Annotated in this window: 4 protein-coding genes; 2 read left to right on the forward strand and 2 right to left on the reverse strand. The window is 30.9% G+C overall.

Annotated features, from left to right (window positions below):
- Positions 1 to 61 precede the first annotated feature (61 nt).
- Complete coding sequence (locus tag Q0370_RS07345; protein ID WP_299574044.1) at positions 62 to 1,087, forward strand: glycoside hydrolase family 16 protein; 1,026 nt, start codon at positions 62 to 64, stop codon at positions 1,085 to 1,087.
- 26 nt (positions 1,088 to 1,113) lie between these two features.
- Entirely contained in the window at positions 1,114 to 1,293 is a 180-nt protein-coding gene (locus tag Q0370_RS07350; RefSeq protein ID WP_299574051.1) for a hypothetical protein, read from the forward strand.
- A 120-nt stretch (positions 1,294 to 1,413) separates the two neighbouring features.
- Here the strand turns inward: Q0370_RS07350 and rfbC are convergent, their stop codons facing one another.
- Both rfbC and Q0370_RS07360 read right to left on the reverse strand, forming a co-directional pair.
- The gene (gene rfbC / locus Q0370_RS07355; RefSeq protein WP_299574047.1) at positions 1,414 to 1,986 is read right to left on the reverse strand and encodes a dTDP-4-dehydrorhamnose 3,5-epimerase; all 573 of its coding nucleotides are present in this window, start codon (positions 1,984 to 1,986) and stop codon (positions 1,414 to 1,416) included.
- 29 nt (positions 1,987 to 2,015) lie between these two features.
- On the reverse strand, positions 2,016 to 3,221 hold the full coding sequence (locus Q0370_RS07360; RefSeq protein ID WP_299574049.1) for a dTDP-glucose 4,6-dehydratase: 1,206 nt from the start codon (positions 3,219 to 3,221) through the stop codon (positions 2,016 to 2,018).
- Between the last annotated feature and the right edge of the window lie 357 nt (positions 3,222 to 3,578).

Raw genomic sequence — 3,578 nt, forward strand, 5'->3', positions numbered from 1 at the left:
GATTTTTTATAAAAATTGTTTTAAGGGGATTTGAGTATAATTTAAAAAGGAGAATAAAACTATGAGAAAAGTGCTTTTAAGTGTGGCTGTGCTTATAATGATGGGAAATATTTCGTTTGCGGCAGGAGAGAAAAATGTGAGGGTAGAAACTGAAAAGAAAATGGAAGTCAGCGAAAAGGAAGTGCAGGATATTAGTGAAAAGGTTGGGAACAGTGAGATTGTAAGAGAGGAAAGAGGTAAAAAATCAAAAAAAAATAAAATAAATTCATTTATTTCAAAAATTAAGGGGAAAGAATGGAAATTAGTGTGGCATGATGAATTTAACGGAAACCAGCTGGATACTCAGAAATGGTCTTACTGGGATTATGGCAATCCGTGGAATCCTGGAAATTATCTGGATGAAAATGGAAATCTAGTCAATCAATATGGATTTGATGCAAAGCACTACTATCTGAAAGACAATGTAAAAATTGAAAATGGAAATATGGTTATAAAATTGAAAAAGGAGACAGACAAAAAAGTTAATATAAATGGAACGGAAAGAAAAATCCTTTACAGTTCAGGAGCAGTCCATACGAGAAACACATATAATGTAAAATACGGCAAAATTGAAATGAGAGCGGCTATGCCAGAAGGAGTGGGAACATGGCCTGCATTCTGGATGTGGCCTGCAGGATATTCTCAGGCGGATGGAAATGCAAATGGGGAAATTGACATAGTGGAAACTTATGGAGATGATATGCGTCGTGCGACAGGGACACTTCACGTTCTTAAAAGCGACAATACTTATGAAACGTTTGATGGGGATGATTATAAGCTGAGTAAATGGCCTAGGGAAAAATTGACTAACTTCAATACTTATGCAGTAGAATGGGATGATAAGGAAATAAAATGGTTATTTAATAACAAAGTGTATAAAAAATTTTCTTATAAGGAACTTGATAGGAAAGGATTACAAAATCCATTTAATCAGCCTTACTTTATAATAATAAATGTTGCGTTAAGTAAAATTACCGGAGAAGATGGGGATGTGGATTTTCCGACAGAAATGAAAGTTGATTATGTAAGGGTTTATCAGAAAAAATAAAAATCAATAAAAAATGTTGTAGGAGAGTGACTGACATGAAAAAATTAGTTAGGATTTTGGTAGTGGTTTTATTTGGATTAAGTGTTGTTGGGTGCAGTGCACGTGATATAGCACTTTGGAAAGAAGTTAAGGCGGAGAGAGCTAAATATTGTGATCCAACTCCTTGGGGATATAGTTGTATAAGAAAACAACGAGTGTATTATTAAGTAGAGTAAATAGAAGTGATTTAGGCAGGAAGGCTTTTGAAAAGAAGTTTTTCTGTCTTTTTTTGTAAAAGAAAAAAGCTATCTCAATAAGAAATAGCTAATTTTAGATTATTTTTTTTATTATTCAAAATAATTTTTGTTTTCATCAAATTTCTGCTGAACTTTATCTTTTTCAGAAATTGTCAGTTCATCGGGATTTATTCCAAATTCTTCAAATTTCCAGTCAATATTTAAAGTTTTGTCGCTCCATAAAAGCCCGCTGTCGTATTCTGGGGCGTATAAGTCGGTACATCTGTAAACAAACTCTGTTTCATCTTCAAGTGTTAGAAAGCCGTGTGCAAAGCCTTCTGGAACATAGAACATCAATTTATTTTCGGCAGATAGCTTTACTGCGTACCATTTTCCAAAAGTTTTGCTTCCTTTTCTTAAATCAACTGCCACATCGTAGACGCTTCCTTTTATTACTCGTACTAATTTTCCTTGAGTGTGTTTTGTCTGGAAGTGAAGTCCACGTAAAACGCCTTTTTTAGATTTTGAGTGATTATCTTGGACGAAGTTCATTGTAAGTCCTAATTCCTCAAAGGATTTTTGGTTGTAAGTTTCCATAAAAAATCCTCTTTCATCTCCAAAAACTTTTGGTTCGATTATTACTAAATCTTTTATTGGGGTTTCTTTTATTGTAAAATTATTCATTAATTTGCTCCTTTTTTGTATAAATTTGATTATTTATTTCTGTACATTTCTTCGTAATATTTTTGATAATCTCCTGATACTACTTCGTTTACCCAGTCCTGATGTTCCAAGTACCATTTTACAGTTTTTCTGATACCTGTTTCAAAATCTGTTTCTGGATACCATCCTAAATCCCTTGCAATTTTCGAAGGGTCAATGGCATATCTCATATCGTGTCCAAGTCTATCTTGAACATAAGTAATTAAATCATAATTTATATTTTGCAGGTCAGTTTTTAGAACTTTTTTATATTCGTCATTATTTTCAATTTCTTCTTTTAAAATGTCGATAACCAATTTTACAATATTAATATTTTGTTCTTCGTTAAAACCACCAATATTGTAAATTTCGTAAATATCAGCATTTCTTAAAACTAAGTCGATTCCTTTACAATGATCTTCTACGTAAAGCCAATCCCTTACATTGTCACCTTTTCCGTAAACTGGCAGCTTTTTACCTTCCAGTACATTTTTAATCATAAGTGGAATTAATTTTTCTGGAAAATGGTAAGGTCCATAGTTGTTTGAACATCTTGTAATATTTATTGGCATTTTGTAAGTTTCACCGTAGGCAATTACGATGTGGTCGGCACTCGCTTTGGAAGCTGAATATGGGCTTCTTGGGTCAAGTGAAGTTTTTTCTGTGAAGAAATTTTTTCCGTAAGTTTTTAAATTTGTTCTATTTTTTACAACTTTTTTCACTTCTTCATCGTCAATTACCAAGTCAATCGCTGTGTCATAATCTTTTGAAAGACTTCCGTAAACTTCATCTGTAGAAACTTGTAAATATTTTACGCCTTCTCTGTAAACTGGATATCCATTTTCATCTTTTGAAACCGTCCATGCTTTTTTAGCATTTTCCAGAAGATTTTGAGTACCAAGAATGTTTGTTTCTAAAAATATTTGTGGATTTTCAATAGAACGGTCAACGTGTGATTCGGCTGCAAAGTTTACAACAAAATCAATTTCATTTTCAGAAAAAATTCTCGCAATTTCCTTTTGATCACGAATATCAACTTTTTCAAATTTTACTCTTTCATCTTTAATTTCTTCAGCAATTGTACCTAAATTCCCAGCATAAGTTAGCATGTCTACGACAATTACCTTAATTTCATCATTTTTATATTTATTTAAAATATACTTTAAATAATTGGCACCTATAAAGCCTGCAGCACCTGTCACTAGATATGTTTTCATATTTCCTCCTAATTAATTTACTGTAATTTACAGTTTTTTTATTTATCATCACCAATTAAATTATACAATCTTTTTTGATTTTTTCCAAATAAAAATTGTTATAGTAAAGTCATTTTAAAATTATGATAATTTTATAAAAGTTTATTGATTTTTTTTATTAGTTTTTTTTGGAATATGAATACATTTATTTGTTTTTCTGGGATTGTATATCATAATTCTAGAATAAGACTTTTTTATATTTTTTTTGAAGGAAATCTTTTCTGGGTGAAGTTTTATATATTTTTCAATTAATTTTAAAATTTTGTAAATTTCAATGAATATTGGAAGAAGAACTATAATAAAAATTAGCAGGTAAGA

Origin of the sequence: uncultured Leptotrichia sp., assembly GCF_938036635.1 — a bacterium.
Taxonomy (GTDB): domain Bacteria; phylum Fusobacteriota; class Fusobacteriia; order Fusobacteriales; family Leptotrichiaceae; genus Leptotrichia; species Leptotrichia hongkongensis.